The sequence below is a fragment of the Xenorhabdus sp. KJ12.1 genome, from assembly GCF_963876495.1.
Taxonomy (GTDB): domain Bacteria; phylum Pseudomonadota; class Gammaproteobacteria; order Enterobacterales; family Enterobacteriaceae; genus Xenorhabdus; species Xenorhabdus stockiae.
On the sequence record NZ_CAWNQH010000083.1, the window covers coordinates 49,228 to 75,288 of the forward strand.

19 protein-coding genes are annotated in these 26,061 nt (G+C 38.0%); 6 read left to right on the forward strand and 13 right to left on the reverse strand.

The window, feature by feature from the left end:
• Window positions 1–147 precede the first annotated feature (147 nt).
• From AACS92_RS14765 to mak, 11 genes are all read right to left on the reverse strand, one after another.
• Window positions 148–1,788, reverse strand: a complete 1,641-nt coding sequence (locus AACS92_RS14765; RefSeq protein ID WP_241537885.1) for an ABC transporter substrate-binding protein — start codon at window positions 1,786–1,788, stop codon at window positions 148–150.
• A 105-nt stretch (window positions 1,789–1,893) separates the two neighbouring features.
• On the reverse strand, window positions 1,894–2,670 hold the full coding sequence (locus tag AACS92_RS14770; protein ID WP_241537886.1) for an ABC-2 family transporter protein: 777 nt from the start codon (window positions 2,668–2,670) through the stop codon (window positions 1,894–1,896).
• Complete coding sequence (locus AACS92_RS14775) at window positions 2,657–3,409, reverse strand: ABC-2 family transporter protein (protein WP_099108759.1); 753 nt, start codon at window positions 3,407–3,409, stop codon at window positions 2,657–2,659. Before AACS92_RS14775 ends, AACS92_RS14770 begins: the two co-directional genes overlap by 14 nt.
• Window positions 3,406–4,164: an ATP-binding cassette domain-containing protein gene (locus tag AACS92_RS14780; protein ID WP_099108760.1), complete on the reverse strand. Its 759-nt coding sequence runs from the start codon at window positions 4,162–4,164 to the stop codon at window positions 3,406–3,408. Before AACS92_RS14780 ends, AACS92_RS14775 begins: the two co-directional genes overlap by 4 nt.
• A gap of 605 nt (window positions 4,165–4,769) precedes the next feature.
• On the reverse strand, window positions 4,770–6,398 hold the full coding sequence (locus AACS92_RS14785; protein WP_099108761.1) for an ABC transporter substrate-binding protein: 1,629 nt from the start codon (window positions 6,396–6,398) through the stop codon (window positions 4,770–4,772).
• Between the two features lie 53 nt (window positions 6,399–6,451).
• Window positions 6,452–8,089 (reverse strand): ABC transporter substrate-binding protein, encoded by a 1,638-nt coding sequence (locus AACS92_RS14790; RefSeq protein WP_099108762.1) that lies wholly within the window; start codon window positions 8,087–8,089, stop codon window positions 6,452–6,454.
• A gap of 108 nt (window positions 8,090–8,197) precedes the next feature.
• A complete protein-coding gene (locus tag AACS92_RS14795) occupies window positions 8,198–9,832 on the reverse strand; it encodes an ABC transporter substrate-binding protein (protein WP_241537888.1) in 1,635 nt (544 codons plus the stop codon).
• 252 nt (window positions 9,833–10,084) lie between these two features.
• A complete protein-coding gene (locus AACS92_RS14800) occupies window positions 10,085–11,719 on the reverse strand; it encodes a bifunctional metallophosphatase/5'-nucleotidase (RefSeq protein WP_099108764.1) in 1,635 nt (544 codons plus the stop codon).
• A gap of 99 nt (window positions 11,720–11,818) precedes the next feature.
• Complete coding sequence (locus tag AACS92_RS14805; protein WP_099108765.1) at window positions 11,819–13,774, reverse strand: bifunctional 2',3'-cyclic-nucleotide 2'-phosphodiesterase/3'-nucleotidase; 1,956 nt, start codon at window positions 13,772–13,774, stop codon at window positions 11,819–11,821.
• A 74-nt stretch (window positions 13,775–13,848) separates the two neighbouring features.
• Complete coding sequence (locus AACS92_RS14810) at window positions 13,849–15,024, reverse strand: porin (RefSeq protein WP_099108766.1); 1,176 nt, start codon at window positions 15,022–15,024, stop codon at window positions 13,849–13,851.
• A gap of 852 nt (window positions 15,025–15,876) precedes the next feature.
• Window positions 15,877–16,791 carry a fructokinase gene (mak, locus tag AACS92_RS14815; protein ID WP_099108767.1) on the reverse strand — a complete coding sequence of 305 codons (915 nt, stop codon included), beginning with the start codon at window positions 16,789–16,791 and terminating at the stop codon, window positions 15,877–15,879.
• Window positions 16,792–17,086: 295 nt separating this feature from the next.
• Here mak and rdgC point away from each other — a divergent pair, with 295 nt between their 5' ends.
• Window positions 17,087–17,998 (forward strand): recombination-associated protein RdgC, encoded by a 912-nt coding sequence (rdgC, locus tag AACS92_RS14820; protein WP_099108768.1) that lies wholly within the window; start codon window positions 17,087–17,089, stop codon window positions 17,996–17,998.
• Window positions 17,999–18,056: 58 nt separating this feature from the next.
• Here rdgC and AACS92_RS14825 read toward each other — a convergent pair whose 3' ends face one another.
• Window positions 18,057–19,220: a porin gene (locus AACS92_RS14825; RefSeq protein ID WP_099108769.1), complete on the reverse strand. Its 1,164-nt coding sequence runs from the start codon at window positions 19,218–19,220 to the stop codon at window positions 18,057–18,059.
• Window positions 19,221–19,763: 543 nt separating this feature from the next.
• On the opposite strand from AACS92_RS14825, the gene AACS92_RS14830 reads away from it, so the two are divergent.
• Window positions 19,764–20,402 carry a TetR/AcrR family transcriptional regulator gene (locus tag AACS92_RS14830; protein WP_099108770.1) on the forward strand — a complete coding sequence of 213 codons (639 nt, stop codon included), beginning with the start codon at window positions 19,764–19,766 and terminating at the stop codon, window positions 20,400–20,402.
• A 93-nt stretch (window positions 20,403–20,495) separates the two neighbouring features.
• On the opposite strand, the gene AACS92_RS14835 is transcribed toward AACS92_RS14830, so the two are convergent.
• The gene (locus tag AACS92_RS14835) at window positions 20,496–22,415 is read right to left on the reverse strand and encodes a BglG family transcription antiterminator (RefSeq protein ID WP_099108771.1); all 1,920 of its coding nucleotides are present in this window, start codon (window positions 22,413–22,415) and stop codon (window positions 20,496–20,498) included.
• A 182-nt stretch (window positions 22,416–22,597) separates the two neighbouring features.
• On the opposite strand from AACS92_RS14835, the gene AACS92_RS14840 reads away from it, so the two are divergent.
• The 4 genes from AACS92_RS14840 (at window position 22,598) to AACS92_RS14855 (ending at window position 26,051) form a co-directional block, all read left to right on the forward strand.
• A complete protein-coding gene (locus AACS92_RS14840) occupies window positions 22,598–22,912 on the forward strand; it encodes a PTS sugar transporter subunit IIB (RefSeq protein ID WP_099108772.1) in 315 nt (104 codons plus the stop codon).
• A 101-nt stretch (window positions 22,913–23,013) separates the two neighbouring features.
• Window positions 23,014–24,237, forward strand: a complete 1,224-nt coding sequence (locus AACS92_RS14845) for a PTS transporter subunit EIIC (RefSeq protein WP_211284294.1) — start codon at window positions 23,014–23,016, stop codon at window positions 24,235–24,237.
• Window positions 24,238–24,265: 28 nt separating this feature from the next.
• On the forward strand, window positions 24,266–24,628 hold the full coding sequence (locus AACS92_RS14850) for a PTS lactose/cellobiose transporter subunit IIA (protein ID WP_206602235.1): 363 nt from the start codon (window positions 24,266–24,268) through the stop codon (window positions 24,626–24,628).
• Entirely contained in the window at window positions 24,615–26,051 is a 1,437-nt protein-coding gene (locus AACS92_RS14855) for a glycoside hydrolase family 1 protein (RefSeq protein WP_099108774.1), read from the forward strand. Before AACS92_RS14850 ends, AACS92_RS14855 begins: the two co-directional genes overlap by 14 nt.
• Window positions 26,052–26,061: the final 10 nt, after the last annotated feature.

Below are 26,061 nucleotides of genomic sequence, written 5' to 3' on the forward strand. Positions count from 1 at the left end.
ACACATCTATTATTTAATAATAGCACTTGAAAAAATAACATTTTAAAAAAAGCCAATTAATGATTTCGATGATGAATAGCACAGTAAAAAAAGCTGCAACTGAGCCAGATGCAGCTTGAATTCTGATAAGGATAATTTTCTTATACTTTAATGTTCTATAATATAAAGATCTTTAGTAAAGTATTCCCCCCTTGAGTTGATATTAAAACCACCAACATAAGGTTTAACCATATTATGATTAACGTAATAATAAATAGGGATAGAAGGTAAGTCCTTTGTTAATATATCTGATGCCTGCTGATAATAATCTTTAGAGTTAGTCTCACCTGCTTTTTTCACCAAATTATCAAAGATACTATTTTCATACAGGGATGTATTTTTTACTTGATTAGATAAAAATAAAGCTAAAAATGTCATCGGGCTATCATAATCCGCAACCCATGCCCTGCGGATAACATCAAACTTCCCTTGATGCATGTTATCCAACATAACCTTCCATTCTTGGTTTTCCAAAATGGCATTTACACCAAGATTTTTTTTCCACATTGAGGAGACAGCAATAGCAATTTTTTTATGTCCTTCCTGCGTATTATAGAGCAAGTTGAATTTAAGTGGATTGTCTTTATTAAATCCAGCTTCATTTAATAACTCCTTGGCTTTGGCAACCCGCTTCTCCTGAGTCCAGGAAGCATATTCAGGCTGGTCAAAATTAAATTTTCCAATATTAGGAGTAAGCATTGTATAAGCTGGCAACTGCCCTTGCCCTAATATTTTATCAACAATAACATCGCGATCTATGGCTAAACTCAGTGCTTGTCTTACTCTGATATCATTAAAAGGTATTTTTTTATTATTAAAATCATAGAAATATACGGTTGATTTGGGAGAAATATGTACCTCGTTAGGAAGTGATTTCTTTAATGATGGATAAGAGTCTGCCGGAATAGTAAAGGTAATATCAATTTCTCCCGCCAAATAGCGGTTCAAATCTGCTTTCTCTGAGGACAAAGGAAGATACGTCACTTTATTAATAACTGTATTTTTATTATCCCAGTATTGGGTATTTCTGACGCCAACTAATTTCTCATTTACAACCCATTCAGAGAGTTTATATGCCCCACTCCCAACAAAAGCTTCCGGTCTAGTCCACTTATCGCCATGTTTTTTTACCGCCCTCTCACTAATAGGAAACATAACCGGATGAATTAACATCTGTAGAAAATCCCCAATAGGTTTCTCTAATTTGACTTCCAGAGTCAAATCATCCAAAGCCTTTACGCCAAGTTCTTCTGCTTTTTTCTTTCCTATCAACACTGCGTTTGCATTCACAATAAAAGCATTTTCAAGATAACTGCCATAAGGTGAAACAATATCAGGATCAATCAAACGTCGCCAACTGAATACCACATCATGAGCGGTAATAGGAGAACCATCTGACCATTTAATATCTTTTTTCAAATGAAAAACCCATGTTTTATTATCACTAGTTTCCCAACGTTCTGCTAATCTTGGTTCGATATCCCCCTGTTTATTAATATGAATAAGCCCGTCAAAGAAATCACTGATAATATTAAATTCAACATCACTTGAAACTTTATGGATATCCAGTGAGGCCGGTTCTGAACCATTATTACGTACAATTTCCTGCTTAGCCGCCAGTTTTGTTCCTTCCGGCACAACAGCGGCGTAAGATAATGAAACATTTCCAAATATTGCTGCAATAACACAAGAGAGTATGCTGATTTTTTTCTTTACTGCTAAATTAGTCATCATTTTTTGTATAGCCATAATAAAGCTCTCCATAATTATATTATCACTTAAACATTCATCATTATATTTCTCTATAAAAAACTGACTTACCTGCCATCTAAAAAAACACTTCAACACTTGTTTTCACGTTACATATTTGGCATATCTTCTGACGCCAATATCAAAAAATAATTTAGCCACAATAATTAAAATTAATGTGATGGCTGACTGAATAAAAAACCACTTCACGCTCATTATCCCATTTGCAACTGAAGCGGGAACGCCAGTTATAAATAAACAAGGAAGTACAAACATCAGAATAATACGTATCAAGCCGTGAAAAGACTGCTCAGGCCTGACTAACACCTTAAAACAAGGGTTAGAATATTTAATACTGACTAAAGCAGATGTCCAGAATATGCTCGTTCTTATGATCCATGTGATCGCTGTCAGAACTGAAACCCCCTCAAAGACCATGATTAAATGTAAAAATATGTACAAAATATCAGTATTTAAATAAATATGAACAGCAAAAAACAATACTAAAGATAAAAATGACAATAAAAAGTGTTCAAATGCAATTCCTGTTGCAACATAAAGAAACTGAGTATTTATCGGCAGTATCAAATGTGGATCTAATTTTAATGACTTAACTTTATTTGTCAGTAAAAAACTTCCTCTTCCGAATAAAAAAAGATAAAAATTATCTACTAGACATACAGTAGTAAAAAAGATAAAAACGAAGTCATTAGACAAAATATAATCAGAAGATTTTGATCCTAAAATGGCATACCAGAAAAAACCCTGCGCCACATAGAAGTTAAAATTAATAAAAGCCGCCATCCAAAAATTAAAAGGGCTTTTTTTAGCTTCTGATAAACTATTTTTAAACCCCATAAATATAATATTAAGCATTGCCATTATACCCTTGATTATATTTTATCATATAACTCCAGATGACACTGAAAATTATCATCAGGAAGAACATTACCAATAAACCACTCAGTATAAAGTAAAGAGAAATTGAATTTGTTGCAATTTTCACAGGAACGTAAGTAATATATTGAAAAGGAATATAATTAAAAAACATTTTTATGGTGTCATTAAATACATCTAATGGTATTACGGCACCTGATAATGCCCATGATAACGTATCCTTTACCATAATAAAGGAGTAAGCCCCTCTGAACTTAAAAGCCATACAAGATAATATCATTGTTAAATATAAGTTAATGAATAAACCTATACATAACGCAACCAACAGCCATAAAAAGTTTGGCAAGTTACCCTGATACCAGATGATGAAAATAACTAATGGAGACATAACAAACATTCTGGCTAACATCTGCCCAAAAGCATACTCAGAATAATACAGCAATATTGACTTTGGCATGATAATTAACCTATCAATACTACCATCTTCAATATTGAATGCTAACCTCTCCGGAAACCCTGAAATACTTGTTAACTGAAAAATCATCACTGACCATAATATATAAGTGATTATCTCATTACGTGTGTAATGAGCAAAATCACTTGAACCTGTCATTGTACTCCAAAAGGATAATTCAACAGCATACAGTGTTATTATAAGAAAGTAGTAGCCTAATATAATATTCTTAGCTCTGATAGCTTCTATAAAAGAGAATTTAGCAATCACAAGAATAACCTCTCTAAATATATCGCATTCTTTTCCTTGGAATCACATTCATTCAGGTTTACTCTTGATACTTCGCCCTCTTTCAGAAAGATAATATCCTTACAGATATCAGCTATATCTATCATATTATGTGAAGTAATAAGTATTTTACTCTCATTGTTATCAGCATAATCTTTTAAAATACTACGTAATAAAATCTGTGATTCTATATCCAATCCAATCGTTGGCTCATCCAAAATAAGAAGCTTTGGCTTATTCAACATATGTATTAATAAATTAGATTTAACAGACTGGCCTAAAGAACACGTTTTTGCTGGTTTCCTTGCAATATTTCTAAGATTCATCATCTCTATCATGCTCTCAACATGATCTTTATCATAAATACGTTTATATATTTTTGAAAAAAGTTCTATATTCTCATAGAGAGATAACTCCTCCCAGAGCATTGACCGATTTCCAAAAAGGACACCAAGGTTAGATAAAAGCTTTGCAGGACGCCCATATGGAGAGGTGCCAAACACAGTAATATCACCAGAGTTTGGTGTTAAAATTCCCGTAATTAACTTTATTAATGTTGTTTTACCTGCTCCATTTTTCCCCAGCAATCCAATAATTTTCTCATCATTAAATATTTCAATACTTAGGCTTTCAAATAATTTCACCTCAGTTTCATTTGATTTAAATAAATTCTTAAAAAATCCATTCTGGATTTCCCTGTTTCGATAGCTAAAATATAAATTATTTATTTTTATCATATAAATTTACTAATTGTAGTCAGAAATATACATGCCCACTAAATATGTGTGCTCTCTACCCTTCATAACTCAATAAAAACTTATAAAAATTTCAACCCTGCTGGCTGTTTTATAATTCTTGCCAACATCTGATGTCAATGTTTATTTCTTATTGCTATCTGGCCTAATTACATACGTGTGATACTATTCATTACAATATTTTATCATGACCATTATCACCATAATCACCTGATTTAATAAATTATTTATTTTATTGATTGAGAGAGAAATAATTGCCCATTGAATAATAATAAGAAAAATTAATTCATAATGAAAAATAAAACATGAGTTTTTCATCAACTAATAAAAAGAAATAACACCTCTAAAATACAACAAAAACAAATCTAAAAAAACATAATATCTGGTATCAGACATATAAATTAATGTTAAATTTCACACCTAAGTTATAATTACATGCAAAAATAATGATTTCATATAGGAATTATTTGATTAACAAAAACACAACATTTGTTTCCAAAAACATTATATGCATCACAATTATCATGTAGTATTAGCTCATATCTCCGTGATCAGAGATATGAGCAATCATTTTATTAGAACCGTATTTAGTGTTTAATCACATACATATCTTTTGTCAGATAGTAGCCTCGTGGATCAACATAAACACCTCCAAGATAAGGTTTAATCATTTTATGATTCACAGCCGAATAAATAGGGATAATTGGGGTATCCTCAGTAATAATATCTAGTGCTTTTTGGTAACCCGCTTTATCATTTGTTTTCCCTGATTCCATAACTATTTCATCAAATTGTTTATTTGAATAATATGATGAATTTTGTGTGTGATCTGTAGTGAATATATTGAAATATGTCATCGGGCTATCATAGTCTGCAATCCAGCCATATCTGACAAGATCATATTTACCCTGATATTTATTATCAAGAACTACTTTCCATTCTTGATTTTGTAGGGTTGCCTCAATACCCAGATTTTTTTTCCACATTGAGCTGAGGGCAATAGCCACTTTCTTATGAGCTTCAAGCGTGTTATACAACAGAGTAAATTTAAGTGGATTGTTCTGGTTAAATCCGGCTTCCTTTAATAATGCTCTGGCTTTTTCGACCCGTTGTTCCTGCGTCCAATCAGCAAAATCCGGTTGTTTAAAATCAAAACCGCCAATACCGGGAGGTAGGAAAGTATAAATAGGCTTTTGCCCCTGCCCTAACACTTTATCAGCGATAATATCTCTGTCTATTGCCAGATTTAATGCCTGCCTGACCCGAATATCAGTAAACGGTGCTTTTCCGTTATTAATTTCATAATAATAAGCGCCCAGTCTGGGAGAAACATGCACTTGTTCCGGATATTTTTGCTTTAATGATGCGAATGAGTCCTGTGGAATTGTCAGGGTAATATCTATTTCACCCGCCAGATAACGGTTCAAATCAGATTTTGCTGATTCTAAAGCAAGGTATGTGACTTTATTAATAACAACATTTTTATTATCCCAATAATAGGGGTTTCTGATACCCACTACTTTTTCATTAACTACCCACTCAGATAATTTAAATGCACCGCTACTAACAAAGTGTTCAGGCTGTATCCATTTATCACCATATTTTCTGACCACTTTTTCGCTGACAGGAACCATGACAGGATGAGCCAGTCTCTGTATAAAATCCCCGATAGGTTTATCTAACTTCACTTCGAACGTATAATTATCCAATGCTTTTATGCCTAATTCATTAGCACTCTTTGTGCCTTTAAGCACATCTTTAGCATTCATTACCGCAGCATCAATCAGATAGTTTCCATAAGGTGAGCCAACTGCCGGATCAAGTAAACGCTGCCAGCTAAAAACCACATCATGGGCAGTGATAGAAGAACCATCAGACCATTTAGCATCCTGTCTTAAACGAAAGACCCAGTTTTGATTATCCTGAGTTTCCCAGCTAGTTGCTAATAAGGGAGCAATATTACCTTGTTTGTCGGTATACACCAGATTATCGAAAAAATCATAAATAATATTAAAATCGGTATCACTTTCAACTTTATGCACATCCAATGAAACAGGTTCACTACCATTATTACGTACCACTTCCTGCTTTTCCGCCAATTGTGTTCCGGGTGGAATAATGACCGCATGGGATACAGTGACTACACCGGCTAATGTTATTGCAGCCAAACAGGATAATTGTTTTATAGCTCTATTTTTAATATTTTTTATTTTCATTGTTTTAATCCTGCAAATGGGATGAGAGCCTATTAAGACTCTCTATCTGTTTATTAATGTTTTATGACATAAAGATCTTTCGTTGAAATATACTCCATGGGAGTAGGATGAAAACCACCAATATAAGGTTTTACCAGCTTATTACTCACGTAGTAATAAATAGGAATAACAGGTGTGTCATTGGTTATGATATCCATTGCATTTTGATAATGTTTTATGTCGTTAGTTTCCCCTGATTTAAGGACCATTTGATCAAAATCACTATTTTCATAGAGCTGGATATTATTACTATTGCCTGTTACGAAAATATCCAGAAATGACATCGGGCTATTATAATCTGCTACCCATGCATACCTGACTATATCAAATTTACCCTGATGCATATTATCCAGCATGACTTTCCATTCCTGATTTTGCAGTACAGCATTCACATCAAGATTTTTTTTCCACATTGAACTGACTGCTATAGCTATTTTTTTATGAGTTTCTCTTGTGTTATAAAGCAAATCAATTTTTAGTGGATTATTTTTATTGAATCCGGCTTCATTTAATAATTCTCTGGCTTTTTTAATCCGCTGTTCTTGTGTCCACCCTGCATATTCAGGCGGAATTAAATTTAACCCACCAATATTAGGAGGAAGGACATTATAAGCCGGTAACTGCCCCTGCCCCAAAACCTTATCGGCAATAACATCTCTGTCAATGGCTAAACTTAATGCTAACCTGACCCTGACATCATTGAATGGCGGTTTCTTGTTATTAAAAGCATAATAATAAGTGGATAGCATAGGCGTAATATGCATCTGATCGGGAATTTCTTTTTTTAATGATGCAAAGGCATCTAATGCGATTGTTTTAGTTATATCAATTTCACCTGCAAGGTAACGGTTCAGATCGGCTTTTTCAGATACGATGGTGACATAAGTCACTTTATTAATGACTGTGTTTTTATCATCCCAATATTGAGGATTTCTGACCCCAACAACCTTCTCATTCACTGTCCACTCAGACAGTTTAAAAGCACCGCTACCAACGAATGTTTCTGGCTGCGTCCACCTATCACCATATTTATTGACTGTTTTTTCACTGATAGGAACCATAACCGGATGAGTTAACATTTGTAAGAAATACGCGACTGGCTTCTCCAATTTCACTTCCAATGTAGAATCATCCAGCGCTTTTACCCCAAGCTCTTCGCCTTTTTTCTTACCCAGTAATACATCATTCGCATTTGTCACATGAGCGGTTGCAAGATAACTACCATAAGGAGAACCCATTGTCGGCTCAAGTAAACGCCGCCAGCTGAATACCACATCATGAGCGGTAATCGGCGTGCCATCAGACCATTTAATACCTTTTCTTAAATGGAAAACCCATGTCTGGTTATCCTTCGTTTCCCAGCGCTCCGCCAGTCTGGGTTCGATATTACCTTTTCTGTCGGTGTAGACCAAACCATCAAAAAAATCATGAATGATATCTAACTCAGTATTACTTTCTACTTTATGTACATCCAATGAAGCAGGAAATGAGCCATTATTACGCACGATTTCCTGTTTTTCTGCCAACTCTGTGCCGGGTGGCACAACCGCCGCCTGAGCAGAAAAACTAATACTGCCTAATGCAATGGCTATTGAGCAGGTTAATACTTTCGATGTTGTGTTTTTTATCATTCCAGAAATTATTTTCTGCATCGTTTGGTTACCCCCATTATTATATTTTTACTTTTTTTACATTAATTATTTTAATTAGATTTTTAATTCAGAAATAGCCTATTACAAGCAGGCTATTTCTATTGAAGATTAATGTTTAATAATATAAAGATCTTTTGTCATAATATGTCCCAATGGGCTAACAAACAGGCCGCCGACATAAGGTTTGACTAATTTAACACGGACGAAGTAATAAACTGGAATGGCAGGTGAATCATGGGTAATAATATCAAGTGCTTTTTGATAGATTGCTTGCTCATTAGTTTCATCTGCCTTTAATACTAACTTATCAAATTCTGGATTACTGTATTTTGTTATATTATTTGTGTTTCCTGTCATGAAAATTTCCAGAAAGGTAAATGGGCTATTATAATCTGCCTGCCAAGCATATCTGCCAACTTCAAAGTTACCCTGATACAGCGATTCTGTCTGCGATTTACTTTCCTGATTTTCCAGAATAGCATCAACACCGAGGTTCTTTTTCCATATTGAACTGGCAGCAATAGCAAGTCTTTTATGAGCATCAGAAGTGTTATATAAAAGTTTAAATTTCAGTGGATTACCTTCATTAAAACCCGCTTCATTTAATAACGCTTTAGCTTTTTCAACGCGCTGCTCCTGCGTCCACGAAGCATAATCAGGATGTTTTAATTCCATCCCTCCACTACCCGGAGAAACTACATGATAAGCTGGTTTTTGGCCTTGCCCTAGCACCCTGCCAGCAATTACATCCCTGTCCAACGCTAAAGTCAGTGCCTGTCTGACCCGCACATCGTTAAATGGGGGTTTTTGCGTATTGAAAAGATAATAAGAAACACTCATTATCGGTTTAATATGGTATTGATCACCCAGTTCTTTTTGTAATTTAGAAAAGAAATCTGTTGGCCCACCATTAGAAATATCAAGTTCTCCTGCCAGATAGCGATTAAGATCCGCCTTATAATCAGATATTGGCAAGTAAGTAACTTTATTAATTATGGTATTTTTATTATCCCAATAATGAGGATTTCTGACACCAACAATTTTCTCATTCACGACCCACTCAGAAAGTGTAAAAGGCCCGTTACTGACAAAAAATTGTGGCTGTGTCCATTTGTTACCATGTTTTGTAACAACCTTTTCATTAAGTGGAGACATAACCGCATGTGCCAACATTTGCAAAAGGCCTGCTTTTGGTTTTTCCAGTGTGACTTCTAAAGTTTTATCATTCAGGGCCTTAATACCGAGTTCTTCCGGTTTTTTCTTACCGGATAATACAGCCTGTGCATTGGTAATATTAGCCTGAACCAGATAACTCCCATAAGGAGAAACAGTATCCGGTGTCACCAACCGCCGCCAAGTGAACACCACATCATGGGCAGTTACCGGTGAACCGTCTGACCACTTCGCCTCTTTTCTTAAATAAAAAATCCATGTTTTATTATCTGTAGTTTCCCAACGTTCGGCTAAAGCAGGGATAATTTTTTCTTCTTTGTCGGTATCCACTAGACGTTCAAAGAGATCCACTAAAATATCAAATTCACTGCTACTGTCTGATTTATGCGGATCCAAAGAAGCGGGTTCGGAAAAATTATTGCGGGTGATTTCTTGCTTTTCGGCTAATTGGGTTCCGGCAGGGACTACAGCAGCGTAAGAATATGTGGCACTTCCCAGTATAAGACTTACAGAACAGGTTAATACTCTGGCAATTTTATTTTTTATTAGCCTTGCCATTATTTTTTGCATATTAGCGCTCTCCATAACTGTTTTTATTATTTATTCAATATCTCATTTATTATTACTACCTTAATTATTATTACGTTATAAATATTACGTTTATAAGTAATACATTCACTTAATTTGAAAAGATTAAAAATATAAGTGCAATGCATAACAATTAGCATTGCACTTATTATTTAAAACAGCAGAAAGATTACAGTACCTGTTTGATGGTGATTTTATCTACAGTAATTTTTTGTATTTACAATCACCATCACATTATTGGCTACTTATATCCGTGATTCTGTCTTTTTTCGGGTAAGCAATCGGTGATTTCTCGGCAAAATATTTCACCACCGCATCCACATCAGGAACACTGTATACCGGATCGGTGCCTTCTTTAAATACGGAGAAATTACTGCCTCCGGTTGCCAGATATTCGTTAGCCGCTACACGGTACTTGGCTTTCATATCAACTGGCTTGCCATTAATCTTCATAGAGCTGGCGATCACACGCTGCCCTGCCGGTTTTGAGCTATCCCACGAGTATTCAAGAGAATGAGATACCGCCATCACACTTGGGCGCGTGCGATCCCACTGTTGTTCCAACGCGCGCTTGATCTGTTCACCGGTCAGCGTCTTAGTCACCATCACATTAGAGAACGGCTGCACGGTGTAAATCGCGTTATAAGTGACATCCCCTGCATCCATTGGCGCACGGATACCGCCATTATTTACGAAGGCAATCACGGCACCGCCACTCTCTTTTGTCGTTGTCGCATACAGGTGTGCATCTGCGATCACTTTACCTAATGCAGATTCACCACCGGATGTCGGTTTCTTATTCAGATCACTTTCCAGTTTCCCGATCACGCGATTTGCCAAAGGTGTCGCTATTTTTTCGTAAGAAGATAATAACTCCGTCACTTTCGGGTCTTTGCCATATTTATAGTTATCAACCCAAATATTTTTTGCTTTGAAATCGACAACATCTCTGGTGGTTTTATCCAGTTTCAGATCCAGCTTAGTAAGCAAAGCACCATTAGCCTGAGCAGAAGTGACCGATTTACCGTTAATCACGCAGTTATAAGCCTGATGAGTATGGCCGCTGATCACGAAATCCACTTCTTGATCCAACTGATTGACGATATCGATGATTTTTCCGGTTATGCCATTACAGGCATTAACATCAACACCACCAGCGTCACGTCTTTGCATTGCGCCTTCGTGGATCAGTACCCCAATGGCTTTTACACCCTTTTTCTGCAATTCTGGCACCAGCGCATTGATAGTTTTAACTTCATTGGAAAAGCTCAGACCAGCCGTTCCCTGAGGTGTGACAATTGCCGGTGTACCTTCCAGTGTCAGGCCAATAAAGGCCACCGGAATTCCTTCAAATTCTTTGATGGCATATTCCGGAAATAAGGTTTTACCGGTTTCATCAACTGTGACGTTAGCCGACAGATACTGAAACCCAGCGCCTTTAAATGGTGCTGGCCCCTGACAACCTGTTACCGGATGGCAGCCACCATTCTGCTTACGCAACAGCTCAGTTTTACCTTTATCAAATTCGTGATTCCCCACCGAAGTGGCTTCCAGACCAGCAAGGGTCAGAGCTTCAATACTGGGCTCATCGTGGAACATCGAGGAGAGCAACGGGCTGGCACCAATTAAATCACCGGCGGCAACCACGATATTATTCGGGTTATCCTGTTTCAGCTCTTTAATCAGCGTTGCCATATGTTCGATACCGCCGGACTGATTTTTAGGTGCCTTCAACGCGCCATGAAAATCATTCAGACCCAGAACTCGTACATCCACGATATTTGATGATTCATTAGCCGGCTTGGTTGCACACCCTGCCAGCAATGCTGTGCCAATTACAATCGGAAGTAATTTATATTTATAATTCATCTCATTATCTCTTTAAATCAGCTATCAAAGTGTAACCGTCATCTTTCAGGTTACAGCCCAAAGCTGCAACCTGAAACTTATAGGCAGTACAATTAAGCGTTATTTTTTATCAGTCAGATCAATTTGATAAATGGCAAACCCGACATCATCATTTTTCAGGTATTTCACCGGATATTGGGCATGTTCTTTAATAAATTTCGCTGCTTTTTCTGATGGAGATGTTTCAAAACGGATATCCAGTTGCTTATCTGTTTTGATTGGCAGGAATGACCAGTTATTTTCCGCCTGTGTTGATACCACACCCTGCTCTTTGGTTGTTCTGGAAATATAAGCTGCCAGAACGGAGCGGTTTTCATCCGGTGAAGCAAATGCGATGTGATCTTCTCCGGTTCCGGCAAATTTACCGCCGTAACCACGGTAGTTATTGGTGGCAATCAGGAAGGTGGCTTTTGGATCGATAGGTTTACCCTGATAAGTAACATCCTTGATACGGTTCGCATCTTTATTGATAAGCTGGCAATCCGTGTCGTATTTCGCGGGTTGAGTCAGATCTACCTTATAGTTGACGCCACTAATAGTATCGAAATTATAAGTACGGAAACCATCCCAGTTCAGTAATTCCTGTGGCTTGGTCGAGTTCGGATCGATCTGGTTATACATACCAACTGAACATTCCAGCCATTCAGTAACATCAGCACCACTCGCTTTGACTACAACTAACGTGTTCGGGTAGAGATACAAGTCTGCGGCATTGCGGAATGTCAGATCACCTTTTTCTACTTCAACGAAGTCAGCAGGAGCATTTTTACGTCCACCCGCTTTGAATGGTGCAGCAGCTCCCAGAACCGGTAAGTCAGCCAGATCAGGATCGCCTTTGATAAAGCGTTTGGTGTAATCAACCTGCGCATCATTGACGATCTGAACCGTCGGATCACTCTGGATCAGGGCAAGGTAACTGTACATATTGGCAGAGGCTTTACCAATGTGCTTACCGACAAAATCACGGGTTCCCTGATTAGCTTTATCGATAATCGCTGCCAGCTTATCATCACGCTCAACCAGTGCTTTCTTATGGGCTTTATCGTAGATAGGGCGCGCTTCTGCTTTAGCAGATTCCACTTTCCATTCACCACCGTCGTTGTTGATAACCATATCAACAACGCCCAGATGATCTCCCCATTGGCCCGGCATTACCGCTGGAATGCCATTGACTGTGCCGTTAGCCACATCGACACCTTTAATCCCGGCATACTCTTTATTTGGGAAAACGCCGTGAGAATGACCGAACATGATGGCATTGATGCCAGGAACTTCGCTCAGGTAGTAAACCGAGTTTTCCGCCATCGCTTTATAGGGTTCCTGCGAGAAGCCGGAGTGCGGAATGGCAATAATCAGATCTGCACCTGCTTTTTTCATTTCAGGTACGAATTTTTTCGCCGTTTCGGTGATATCGTTGACAACGACTTTGCCATCCAGATTCGCTTTATCCCAGATACTGATCTGTGGCGGAACAAAACCGATATAACCGATCTTAATCGTGTGCTCTTTGCCTTCCCGATCTTTAACCGGAGTATCGACAATAATATAAGGGGTAAAATAATTTTTACCGGTTTTGGCATCCATAACATTGGCGTTGACATAAGGGAACTCAGCTCCCGCTATCGCCTGTTTCAGGTAATCCAGACCAAAATTGAACTCATGATTACCGAAGTTACCTACGGTATAACCCATGGTGTTCATAAGTTGGTGAGCCGGGTGAACTTCACCCTGTTTCAGCCCTTTTGCCGCCATATAATCTGCCATCGGGCTACCCTGAATCAGGTCACCGTTATCAACCAGAATGGCATTGGTCACTTCAGATTTGGCTGCTTTAATCAGGCTTGCAGTACGAACCAAACCAAACTGTTCAGTCGGTTTATCCTTAAAGTAATCGAAATCAATCAGATTGCTATGAACATCTGATGTCTCCATAACCCGTAAATCAACGGTCGCTGCATTGACATTAAATGCCACCAACATTGCCAGTGCTGAAATTTTCAACCCATGCTTCAACATGTTATACCCCTTTGTAGAGAGGAGAACCGGTAAAAGCTCTCCCATAACATTTTTCTTAGAAAGAATTTATTCAATTAAAAAAACAAACGTGCACCGGTTTCCAGAATGGTCTGTTTCTTATCTCTGTAAACCGGGTTGTCACTGCGGGCATCATCATATGCCGCTTCAACAAACAGACGTATGCTATTGTACTGAGAAACAGAAAAACGTTTATCTAAACCAACGGTGTAAGTCTGTTTTTTATAGTTGAATGTGTTGGAATCACCGTCACGCAGGTAATAACCTGCATACATGCCGCTTTCAATTTTATCCCAGTGCCATTTCGCACCCAGGCCATACAGGTTTGCTTTCCAGTTTCCTTTGACGGAATTGGAACTGAGTTTACTGTTTCCGCCTTCCTGATAAATCATGCCTGAGTTGCGGGAACGTGCCTGTCCGTAATCCACACCAACAGAGAATTCACGTCCGGGGAAGTAATATTCCATACCAAAAGCCAGTAAACTGTCTTGTGGGGAAACATCAGCAACTTTACGCTCGCCACCCGCTATTTTTCGGTGTGCTTCTCCCGTTGCCGCGGAGTAACCAGCATCAAATTTCAGGCCAAACTTTGATTCATAGAAACCAACAACAGAATAGGCGTGGCGCAAATCACCATGCTGGCGATCTTTATCTGAACCAGATTTACCACTGTAAGTGGCAGCAAGCTTAAAGCCTTCATAACTGTTGGTCTGAATAAAAATTGTTTGCGGCAGGCGAGTCACGAAATTGTTTTTGCCCACCCCGTCATTGCTGTAGCCTGTTGCACGGCTCAGGACATCACTGAAATAAAATACGCCTGTGTTGCCATAGCCGTAGCTGGATTTTTTTACCCAATCAATAGGAATATAAGTCCGGCCTAATTGAATCTGGCCATAATCACGATGGGATGCGCCGATATAACCAAGACGATTGTACATTTCAAAACTGGTTTTAGAATTATCGCTATTTGATCTTTGAGTATCTGAACCCCATTCCATTTTACCAAATACGCGAATATCTCTGGTTAATTGATGACTACCACCAATACCAATGCGGCTGCCATCATCGCGAATATTGATATCGCGATCCTGACTGGTGGTTTTTGCCTTCAGACGAAACTGCCCAATCAAATCGACTTTGGTTCCCTTGTCATTGTAAACCGTAACAGCACCAGCGCTGCCAGAAATAACCAATAATCCAATTAATGCCGCCAATGGCTTCATGCTTTTCATAATAAGACACCCACAAAGATTAATTTTTAGGTAATACGTCCCGCTATCACGAACTGTGCGCAATATATTCAGGGCAATAAAAACCCGTCACTATTTTCGTGAAAATAAAAGACGTGTTTAAAAAATGATAGAATCAGTATTATTGATTATTATTTCTAATGAAATTTCCTCGTTAGAATATTTATAACATGCCATATTTAACCAGCAATAAGATTAAAAAATGAAAGTGAAAAATAAAAAACAGGAGAATTAAATCTCCAATATCATGTTGTACTACATTGATGTATTAAGTTCGTGTGCTGTATTCATCCCATTACACGTATTTATAATAACTAAAGAAAACAATGTTTTTCGTGAAGGGGTGCACACTAATTAAAACAGGTTAGAAAAAATTTACACTAATATGTGACATGAATCATAAAACAGCCTTTCATCGTTTAAATATCATCATTACAGACTATTTTTACCACAGCACAAAAAATGTATTCTTTATATTAATTTTTATTATTCACAATTTAATAAATCGATTTTTTTATAATCTATAAAAACTCATAAAATTAAATTCAATGAATATATTTAATCAACCTCAATCGAAATATATTTTTATTATTATAAAAAATATATGATTAATAATACGCATTGATTGCACTTTTATTTTTGTTATTACCCGTAACATAGAAATACAACTCATGCATTAAATTGAAAATTTAACTTAAGTCAGGTTAAGGTAAAATTTATTTTTTTACACGCAGTCAGCCAAAGACAAAAAGAAATGTCTTATACATTATGTTTATTCATCGGTCTAAATGGTATGCCCTTCATCTTTCAGAAAAAATAAAGGGCAATATGCGGTTATTTATGAGAATGAGGCCATAACCACGCAGCTCCGCGCACTCCACTGGAATCACCATGCAGCGCTTTTTTGAAAGGTGTTGCACACTCGCCACCAAACACCCACTCGCTGACTAAGCCGGGCAGAGTCTGATAAAGACGATCAACATTACTCATACCACCGCCCAAGACAATAACATCGGGATCAAGCAAGTTAACGACCTGTGCCAATGCCCTCGCCAGACGTCTTTCATAACGCTGGATAGCCAGTTCTGCGATTTTATCCCCTTGTGCCACGGCCTCCATGATTTCATGGCCTTTTTTGTGTATACCACTGGCGCGGAAATAATCTCTCATAAAGCCGGTTCCCGATACAAACATCTCGGTACAACCAGGTTTACCACAGAAACAACGCACCTCTTCCTGATATGCACGGTCTTCATCATCCATCCACGGCAACGGGTTATGACCCCACTCTCCAGCCAGACCATTGCCACCCGCATGGACTCTGCCATCAAATGCCAGACCCGAGCCACAGCCAGTCCCGACAATAACCGCAAATACCATTTGTTTGCCTGCCGCCGCACCATCAGTCGCTTCTGATACAGCCAGACAGTTCGCATCATTAGCAACCCGGACTTCGCGCCCCAACAGGGCAGAAATATCTCTGTCCAGTACCTGATCATTCAGCCAGACAGAATTGGCATTTTTAACTTTTCCGGTAAAAGGTGAAATTGCACCCGGAATACCAATACCGATTGTTCCTCTCTGACCAGTTGCCTGTTCAGCATCTGCTATCAAACCGGAAATCGCAGCCAAAGTCTGCGGGTAATCGTTGCGGGGAGTATCTACCCGCTTACGAAACAGCTCTTTTCCCTGATCGCCCAATGCGATCACTTCAATCTTGGTTCCACCAAGATCAATACCTATACGCATAGCTTACCTTTTTCTCTGTGGTTAACCGTTAGCTGAATTTTTCAGCCTAACTGGATCGTGTTGTTACAGGATCATTGCCTGAGCAGCATTAACAATCAAGAACTATAACGTCACTTTGTTTTAGGAATTGGACGTTTGTTTTCAGAATTGTGCATAACCAACAAAAAGAAAACCTATAAAACAACGGGTATGAATTTCTAGGGCTTCACCACATGATTCGTTATCATGCACAGCTACGCTTTTCAAATAACGTTTATATGACGTTTGTCACAATGCATAAATATGGGGTAACCGCATGTTATGGTTCAAAAATTTAATGATTTACCGTTTAAACCGAGAAATATCGCTTTCTGCGGATGAACTGGAAAAACAATTAAGCCCACTGGCATTCACCCCATGTGGCAGTCAGGATATGATGAAAACAGGCTGGGTTCCGCCAATGGGTGCTCATGGTGAAGCACTAACACATGCAGCAGGTAATCAGATCCTGATCTGTGCACGCAAAGAAGAAAAAATGTTGCCTTCTCCGGTCATTAAACAGGAACTTCAGGCCAAAATTGCCCGTCTGGAAGGAGAACAACACCGGAAATTAAAAAAAACCGAGAAAGACTCGCTGAAAGATGAAGTGATTCATACTTTATTGCCAAGGGCATTCAGCCGTTTCAGCCAGACTTATATCTGGATAGATACTGTTAACCATCTGATTATTGTCGATTCCGCCAGTGCCAAGCGCGCTGAGGATAATCTGGCATTGCTCAGAAAAACGCTGGGTTCATTGCCTGTCGTTCCTCTGACGTTTGCTGATCCTATTGAGTTAACATTAACTGAATGGGTTCGTTCAGGAGACCTGCCTGCGGGTTATGCTCTGATGGATGAAGCAGAATTGAAAGCCATTCTGGAAGAAGGTGGAGTTATCCGCTGTAAGAAACAGGAGTTAGTATCTGACGAAATAGCAACGCACATTGAATCCGGGAAATATGTCACCAAACTGGCGCTGGACTGGGAAGAACGGGTTCAGTTCATGTTGTCAGATGATGGCTCTTACAAGCGTATAAAGTTCAGCGAAACATTGCGTGACCAGAATGACGATATTGATCGTGAAGATGTCGCCCAACGATTTGATGCCGATTTTACGCTGATGACGGGTGAGTTAAGTGCGCTGATAAAAAATACGATTGATGCTCTGGGTGGTGAAGCAGAAAGCTAATTTATATCGGGTAGAGCCTCAATGACAGCACCATTGAGGCTCATTACTTCAGCTATTATCAGAAACGATATACTAGGCCAACACCCATTACGTTATCAGTATTAAGCTTAGTTGCTTTTGTGAAAGCATTATCTTTCAGAAGATTAATCTGATATTCAGCATAGGTGCCCAGATTTTTGTTGAAATTATAAGATGCACCGACAGAAATATACTTCACCAAATCTTCAGAATTTTTGTTTGTTAACAGATTATTCTCACCCAGATCCTTACCTAAATCTTTACCTTTGGAGTAAACATAAGCAATCCCCGGACGCAGACCAAAATCAAATTGATACTGAGCGGTTAACTCGATGTTTTCAGTTTTGTTTGCGAACATCACGCGGTTATCCACTGAGCTGCCAAATCGGGTCAGGTTACGAGCTTCTCCGTACATAGCGGCCAGATAAACGTTATTTTTATCGTATTTTGCTGATACCAGCCAGGCTTCTGCTTTGTTCCCTTTTGCCAGCACCTTAGCTGATGCAGTACCGTTTTTCTGATCTGTAGTACGGTTAGAATTGCCATAAGAAGCAGCTACAGTAAAACCATGCCCCAAATTATAGGAGCTGGAAAGACCGACACCATCACCATTCTGCCGCGCAATATCATTACGGGTATTTAGGGTTCCGCCATCATTCTTAGCCTGATATTGCAGAGCGAAATTCAAACCGTTTACTAACCCGAAAAAGTCAGTATTACGATAAGTTAACAACCCTGTTGCACGGCTCATCATGAAGTTCTCAGTGGCGGCCATACTATCCCCACCAAACACAGTCATCATATCTGTCAGAGCGTTAGCATCATAGACAACACCAAAGTTACGCCCATAATCCAGTGTGCCGTACTCACCCAGTTTAAAACCGACAAAAGCCAGACGCGTTCTTGCAAATTGGCTACTTTCAACTTCAGTTCTACTGGCACCCATATTGAATTCCCAGCGCCCATACCCGGAAATAGAATCTGTAAGCTGGGTAGTTCCTCTAATACCAATACGACCAAAGGAATTATCCCCTGCTTCTTTGCTTTTTGATTTAGCAAAATAACGCTGAACTTCAGCTTTGCCATATAAATCTATTTTATTACCATCCTTATTATAAATTTCAGCCGCATTTGCAGTCCCAGTTATAAAACAAGCCGGAATTGCCATTGCTATTGCCATTGCTATTACGTTGTGTTTTGTCATTATTATGGTCCTCACTTGTATTGTTATTTTACCTTTTGCCACCGCCATGAAATACACTTTCTAAGAAACACTTATTCAATAAAGAAATTTCCCAAAAGATTAATTAGGCGGATTAACATTTAGCAATCTTTGTTACTTTATGGTTAATTTTGTAATTAGAAATAGCGATACTAAGATCCAATTTAACCTTTTGCTAACAAAATTTATCCAAAAGTGCTATCCTGTGAAGCAGGTCACGTAATGAGCAGAGATTCAATACTCTAATAGCATCAATTATGTCAATTAATTATTAAAAACAGTAAGTTATAAAAAATCAGGCCAGTAATGAAAAAGAGACGATATAACCCTAAACAGCATTTTTCACTGTTAAGTATTATGGACCACATGATAATCACTTATTGTAAATATTGACAACTGCCGAAGAGATCTGTATTTCGTGGAAATTGGGATATTTCCTTTTATTCCGAGGGAGCATTCCTTATATTTTTAAATGAACAACGCCAATCCAGTACAATAAATATTAACAACCTATAAGGTGCTAAAATGGCAGAAAACTACCCGCGAGCACGAGGCAGACCAGCAATTCCGGAATCAGAAATACGCCAAAAAATTCATGATATTACTCTTTCTCTCTTGCTAAATCAGGGCTATAACAAAACAACCATGGATGTTATTGCCCAAAAAGCTAAAATCGCCAAAAAAACACTTTACCGTTTTTTTAAAAACAGAGAAGAACTAATTGAGCAAGTTGTATTAGACTGGCAAGATAATTCCCCTCCATCTCTAACCAAAAATGCCAGTACTTCCCATCAAGTGATAATATTATTAGAAAAATATTTAAAGGATATTTCTGATAAGTATTTGTCTGAAAATGAAGTGGGGTTATTTAAATTATTACAGTCTGATTTCCCTCATCGCAATACTTTACTGGAAAAGTATCAAAAAAGCGGTATCGAAAACAGTAAAGTTATTTTAGAAAGCTGGTTAAAAAATCAACATGAGCAAGGAGTGTTAAATAAGTTTAATTATAATACTTTCAGTGAGCTGGCTATTTCCATGGTCATTTCTGAACCACTTAGGAAAATGGTATTAGGGCTGATCCCGCCTTTACCAGAAACAGATGTTTCACCACAGATTACAGCAATAATAAAATTAATATCTATTGGTTCAGATAAGAAATAAACCTTTCCATTCTAATTTTATTTCACAGCAAAAGAATTGGCGTTGAGGTTATAATAAAAATCAACGCCTGCTTTTTAATAATTAACAAAATCCTCATCTTTCAATATCAACATTATCACCTGATCTGATGAAGATTCTCCGAAACTGTTCAAAGCAAGTTATTTTATTTAGCTGATTAATCATTTCATCCTGACTGAAAACATCCAATAACGCATCATAACACTCCGCAAAACACGCCCTGTCGATTCTGTTTATCGCAATCAAAAAAACAACATGTACACGCTCACTTTCCCCCCAGAGAATACCTTTTGGGCTGATAGCGACTGCAACACCGGTCTTTATCGCATCCATCTTTGCTGAATGCGGTAATGCCAGCATACCAAACGCAGTTGAAGAAGCGCTTTCCCGCTGATAAACATAACTGACAAAATCGGCCTCAGTATAGCCCTTTGCAAACATAGTCTGGCAGAGCACATCGATAAGTTCATCCCTATGCTGAAAACCGGGTTCAAACCAGAACAATCCCGGTTCAAAAAACAGGTCAAAATTACGTTGTAGCACTCTTCTTTTCCTGTTCGCATTAGCGATATCAATTTTACCAAGCAACTGTGCACGCCTATCTCGCATCTGAAAAGGAGAGATACACACTGTTTCATATTTATGACTGGAAGGAATATTTATAGTTGTAATCAATAACTCAAATTCAAAACACTCCAGTTCAGAAGGCTGTGATATTATTTTAATAATATTTATTTCATCACCAAAATCACGTAATAACTGGTGGTATATTTTGTTTTCAATGCCCTTATAGCCCGGACATAAAAGTACTGTCTGTACTTTGTGACCTTTAGTTTTTTGTCGTTCAAATTCAGCACCAACATGTAAAGCAAGAAAAGAAATCTCATCTTCATTCAGTTTATTACCAAAAAACTCATTTAATTGTAAGGAAATAAAAACAGCGATATCAAAAACAGTACGACATTCTTTTTTTATCATATCCAACATAGGGTTTCTGGTATGAACATTGTGCTGCAAGCGTATTTTCAGACCTGCAATATGCAAACAGAATAATGAAATAAAATCATCCGTTGCTAAATTAATCAAATAATGCTCTGCTACCGATTCAGCGAGCTGTCTGGAAAGCTGATATAAATCCGCTTTGTCTGATTCAATTAATTTATTTTTCCCTGTCTGAGTAATATTGGTATTGATTTTCAGTAAGGTGTAACAAAATTTTCTCTCATTCTCTTCTATAGGAGTATTAAAAGTATCTTGTAACCTGTCACACAGCTCTTCTGTTATTGATTTTAATCCCTGATTTTCTTCTATAAAGGCCAATTGGTTTTTTAAATACTTGCCATAATTTAATCGCTTGAGCAGTATCAAAAAGCGCAGCACAAGATTTGTATATGAGAGTTCATAAACAGAGTAGCCCCGATTATTAAATACCTGCGCAATAATATCAGATATAATTTCAACCTGCTGTTCCCCGAATAATATTACCAATTTTTTCAAATCCAGAGTTCTGTAGTCTGCCTGCTCCATGATGGTATGATAGGCTAACTCTCTTAAGTCCAGCTCAGAGCCTATAATTTCAAAGCGGTTATTTTTGCATAAGAACCTGACATTAAATTTTTCAAAGGAACCATTCATTTTATATATCACTGATTTTAAAGTTGAATCACTGATATATAAATCTGCACTGAGATCATAAATTTTATTACTTTTCCTGAATAACAGAATAGACTTAATCAGATAACATGCTCTTTCCTGATAGGTTCTCGGAAAATCACTGAGTTTTTGCTTCAATTTAAGATTTGAATCAGATGATAAAACATACCCTGAACGTCCGGAGATAATGATTTTACTCCTGTAGGATTCATTAATTTCCAGCACATAATTTTTGACAGTTCTGATTGAAACATTTAAAACCTGAGATAATTTAACGGCTAAAACCGGGTTATTTTGTTCCATTAAGTAATTCAATAATTCTTTCTGCTTAGGCCTTAGCATTATAACCCCCCTGTTAAATGAACAAGTAACGCTTAAAACTTACAAATTAAACCAATTAAAAAAACAGAAAATTGCCCTCCTGAAGTGAAAACAGATAATTGAATATTAAATCCGAATTTAAGATAGTAGTTTATATATCCGAAAACAAAAATCAATTAGCGACAAAATAATGAGGAGTTTATATGAAAACCATTTTTATTATGTTGTGTTGTGGTGCCGGTATTTCCAGTGGAATGCTGGCTACAAAAACCAGAAATGCTGCCAGAAAAAAAGAATTATCCGTTACTGTTGAAGCCAGAAGCGAAAGCGAAGTTACTGAGTATTTTTCAGTAATCGATATTTTATTTCTTGGCCCTCATTATGCCTCCCAACAAGAAGAATTCCAGAAACATGCTGATATTTATAATATTCCCGTCATTGTCGTACCTCAAAATATCTATGGCAAACTGGATGGCGAGGCATTGCTGGAATTAGCTATAGCCACACTAAACAAATAAATTGAATCATTAACATTATTATTTACAGCACCGGGGTTTTTTATTTATATCCAATTGATGGAAGAGAAAATAATAAAGAGAGATGCAAAATGAAAGCATTTATGTCGTGGTTATCTGATTCGTTTGCACCAGCGATGCAAAATTTCACTAAACGACCATGGGTTGCTGCTATTTCTGGTTCCATGCAGAAAAACATCCCATTTATTTTAGCGGGTTCACTGATATTTTTTTATAATGTATTTCGTTCTTATCTTCCTTTTTTACCCAATCTTGGTCGAATAGCTGAATATTCCTTTGGCATGCTCGGCTTAATTACAGCGTTTATGATTGCCAATCAGATGATGGAAAAACTTCATCATTTTCGGTATACCCTGATTGCCGGCCTGACGTCCATTTGTGTTTATATGATGTTCATTAAGCCAGAGTTTTCTGACGGTAATATGATTGTTAGTTTTGAACGATTCGGCCCTGCAGGAATTTTACTGGGGATTGTCACCGGCCTGTTTGTTTCCTATCTTTTCCACTTATACACAAAAATAGGTTTTCTGAAAGACAGTACTCTACCTGATTTTGTCACTGGCTGGATACACGCCATTATTCCGATTCTGCTTTCTATCGGAATCGGAACATTATTAGTATTCACCTTTGAAATTGATATTTTCTCCCGCCTGCTTTACCTCTTTTCACCTATTGCTGCATTCGGTCAGACACTGCCGGGCTTTATATTGATGGCATTAATTCCGGCTATTGCATTCTCAATGGGGATTTCCGTCTGGACATTTACTGGCCTGCAAATGCCTATTTTTATGCTTGGTATCAGCACCAATATTACTTTGGTGGCGGCAGGTCAGGCCCCGACCAATATTGTGACTTATGAAACCATGTATACAGCGGCGTTAATCACAATGGGTGGAACCGGTGCCACTCTCGCACTGAATCTTTTAATGCTGTTTTCAAAATCCAGAGATCTTAAGGCAACAGGTTATATCTGTATCGGGCCTTCGTTTTTCAATATCAATGAGCCACTGGTGTTTGGTACACCAATTGTGCTCAACCCACTGCTCATGCTACCGATGTGGATTAATGCGATCACCAGCCCGATCATTATCTGGGTGTTTATGCGCTCCGACTGGCTGAATATCCCTGCCAAAATGATTCAGGTCGGTCAAATACCAGCCCCGTTTTCCAGCGTCATGATTACTGAGGACTGGCGGGCGATTATCTGCTATTTGGTGCTAATGGCCGTGTTCCTCGTGACCTGGTATCCCTTCTTTAAAGTGTATGAGAAAAAACGCATTGAAGAAGAAAGCCTCAACGCAGCATAAAACGACTCTACTACAAGGAAAAACAATCATGAATAGTGAGGAAAATATCTTAATTGCTATTTCTATGGAAATTATTCTCGATGCAGGTAATGCCAGAGAAAAAAGTGAAAAAGCAATGAAATTCGCTCGTAATGACGATTTTGAAAATGCTCGCATATATATGGAAAAAGCACGAAAGATGATGTTGTCAGCTCATCAAACACAAACTGATGTTATTCAAAAAGAGACTCAGGGCGATGATATTAAATTAAGTCTGCTATTTATTCATGCTCAGGATACGTTAATGACGATACGTAGCGAGTTACTCCTGAGAGAAGAAATAATTGATTTATATAAACACATTAAAAATGTGAACGATAATAAAGGAAAAAATCATCATGACGAAAAATAACACGCTATTTCCTGAAACGTTTCTCTGGGGCGCCGCAACCAGTGCTTATCAGGTTGAAGGCGCAGCAGAAAAATATGGTAAGAAATTATCACAGCAAGATATTCTCAATAATAAACCCGGGTTAGCTGATTCTCATATTACCAGTGATCATTATCACCGCTATAAAGAAGATGTTGCCTTAATGAAAGAACTGGGATTAAAAGCCTATCGTTTTTCTATCGCATGGTCGCGTATTTTTCCTGATGGCATCGGGAAACCCAATGATGAAGGCGTACAGTTTTACCATAATCTTATCGATGAATTATTAGAAAATGGCATTACACCAATTCCAACGCTTTATCATTATGATATGCCAATGGCTTTGGTGGAAAAATACCACGGCTGGATTGACAGACAAAGTGTCAATGATTTTGCCTACTACGCTGAATTTGTTATCAAAGAATACGGCAGGAAAGCCAAGTACTGGCTGACGATTAATGAACAAAGCATTATCGTACAATTCTGGACGAAAAAAAGTTTTATTCCTGAACAGTATCTCGATAACGAACAGATTAAATATCAGATAAATCATCACATGAATATGGCTCACGCGATCGCCTGTAAATTAGTCCATCAATGGGTGCCGGAAGGTCAGGTTGGGGCAGCATTGGGATATTCAGCTATTTATCCGTTGACCAGCAAACCAGAAGATAATCTGGCAGCTCAGAATGCCAATGATCTGCGTAATTACTATTTCACCGATATTTATTTGAAAGGCGAATATAATCAATCCGCTTTGATCTACCTGAAAAGCCAGGGGCTGGCACCTAATATTGAAGATGGGGATATGGCGTTAATCAAAGAAGGATATTCTGATTTTCTGGCTCTCAATTACTATTGCAGCCATGCAGCCGCCGCCGCACCAGCAGGTGCTCAGAGGCGCATGGATGGCTTTAATCCGACAGGTATCAAAGGGCAAATGGACGGTTATGAGATCCAGCCTGATTACTATCAGATCCACAAAAACCCACAGCTTGATACTACCGACTGGGATTGGTCTATTGATCCGCTTGGGCTTGAGTATCTATTACGCGATTTATATACCCGTTATCAAAAGCCATTAATGATCACCGAAAATGGTTTTGGCGCTGATGATATTCTGGAATCTGATGGCACCATTCATGACAGCTATCGCATTGATTATCTGAAACAACACTTACAAGCGATTAAACGGGCAATGGATTCCGGCGTTGTCGTGCTTTCCTATAACCCGTGGAGTTTTATTGATCTTCTTTCCACCAGCAATGGTTATAAAAAGCGATATGGTTTTGTTTACGTCAACCGCACTGATGACGACCTCAAAGATCTCGCTCGTTATAAGAAAGATTCATTTTACTGGTATCAGAATGTTATCCAGACACGTGGTGGTTCATTAAACGAATAGAATAGGAATA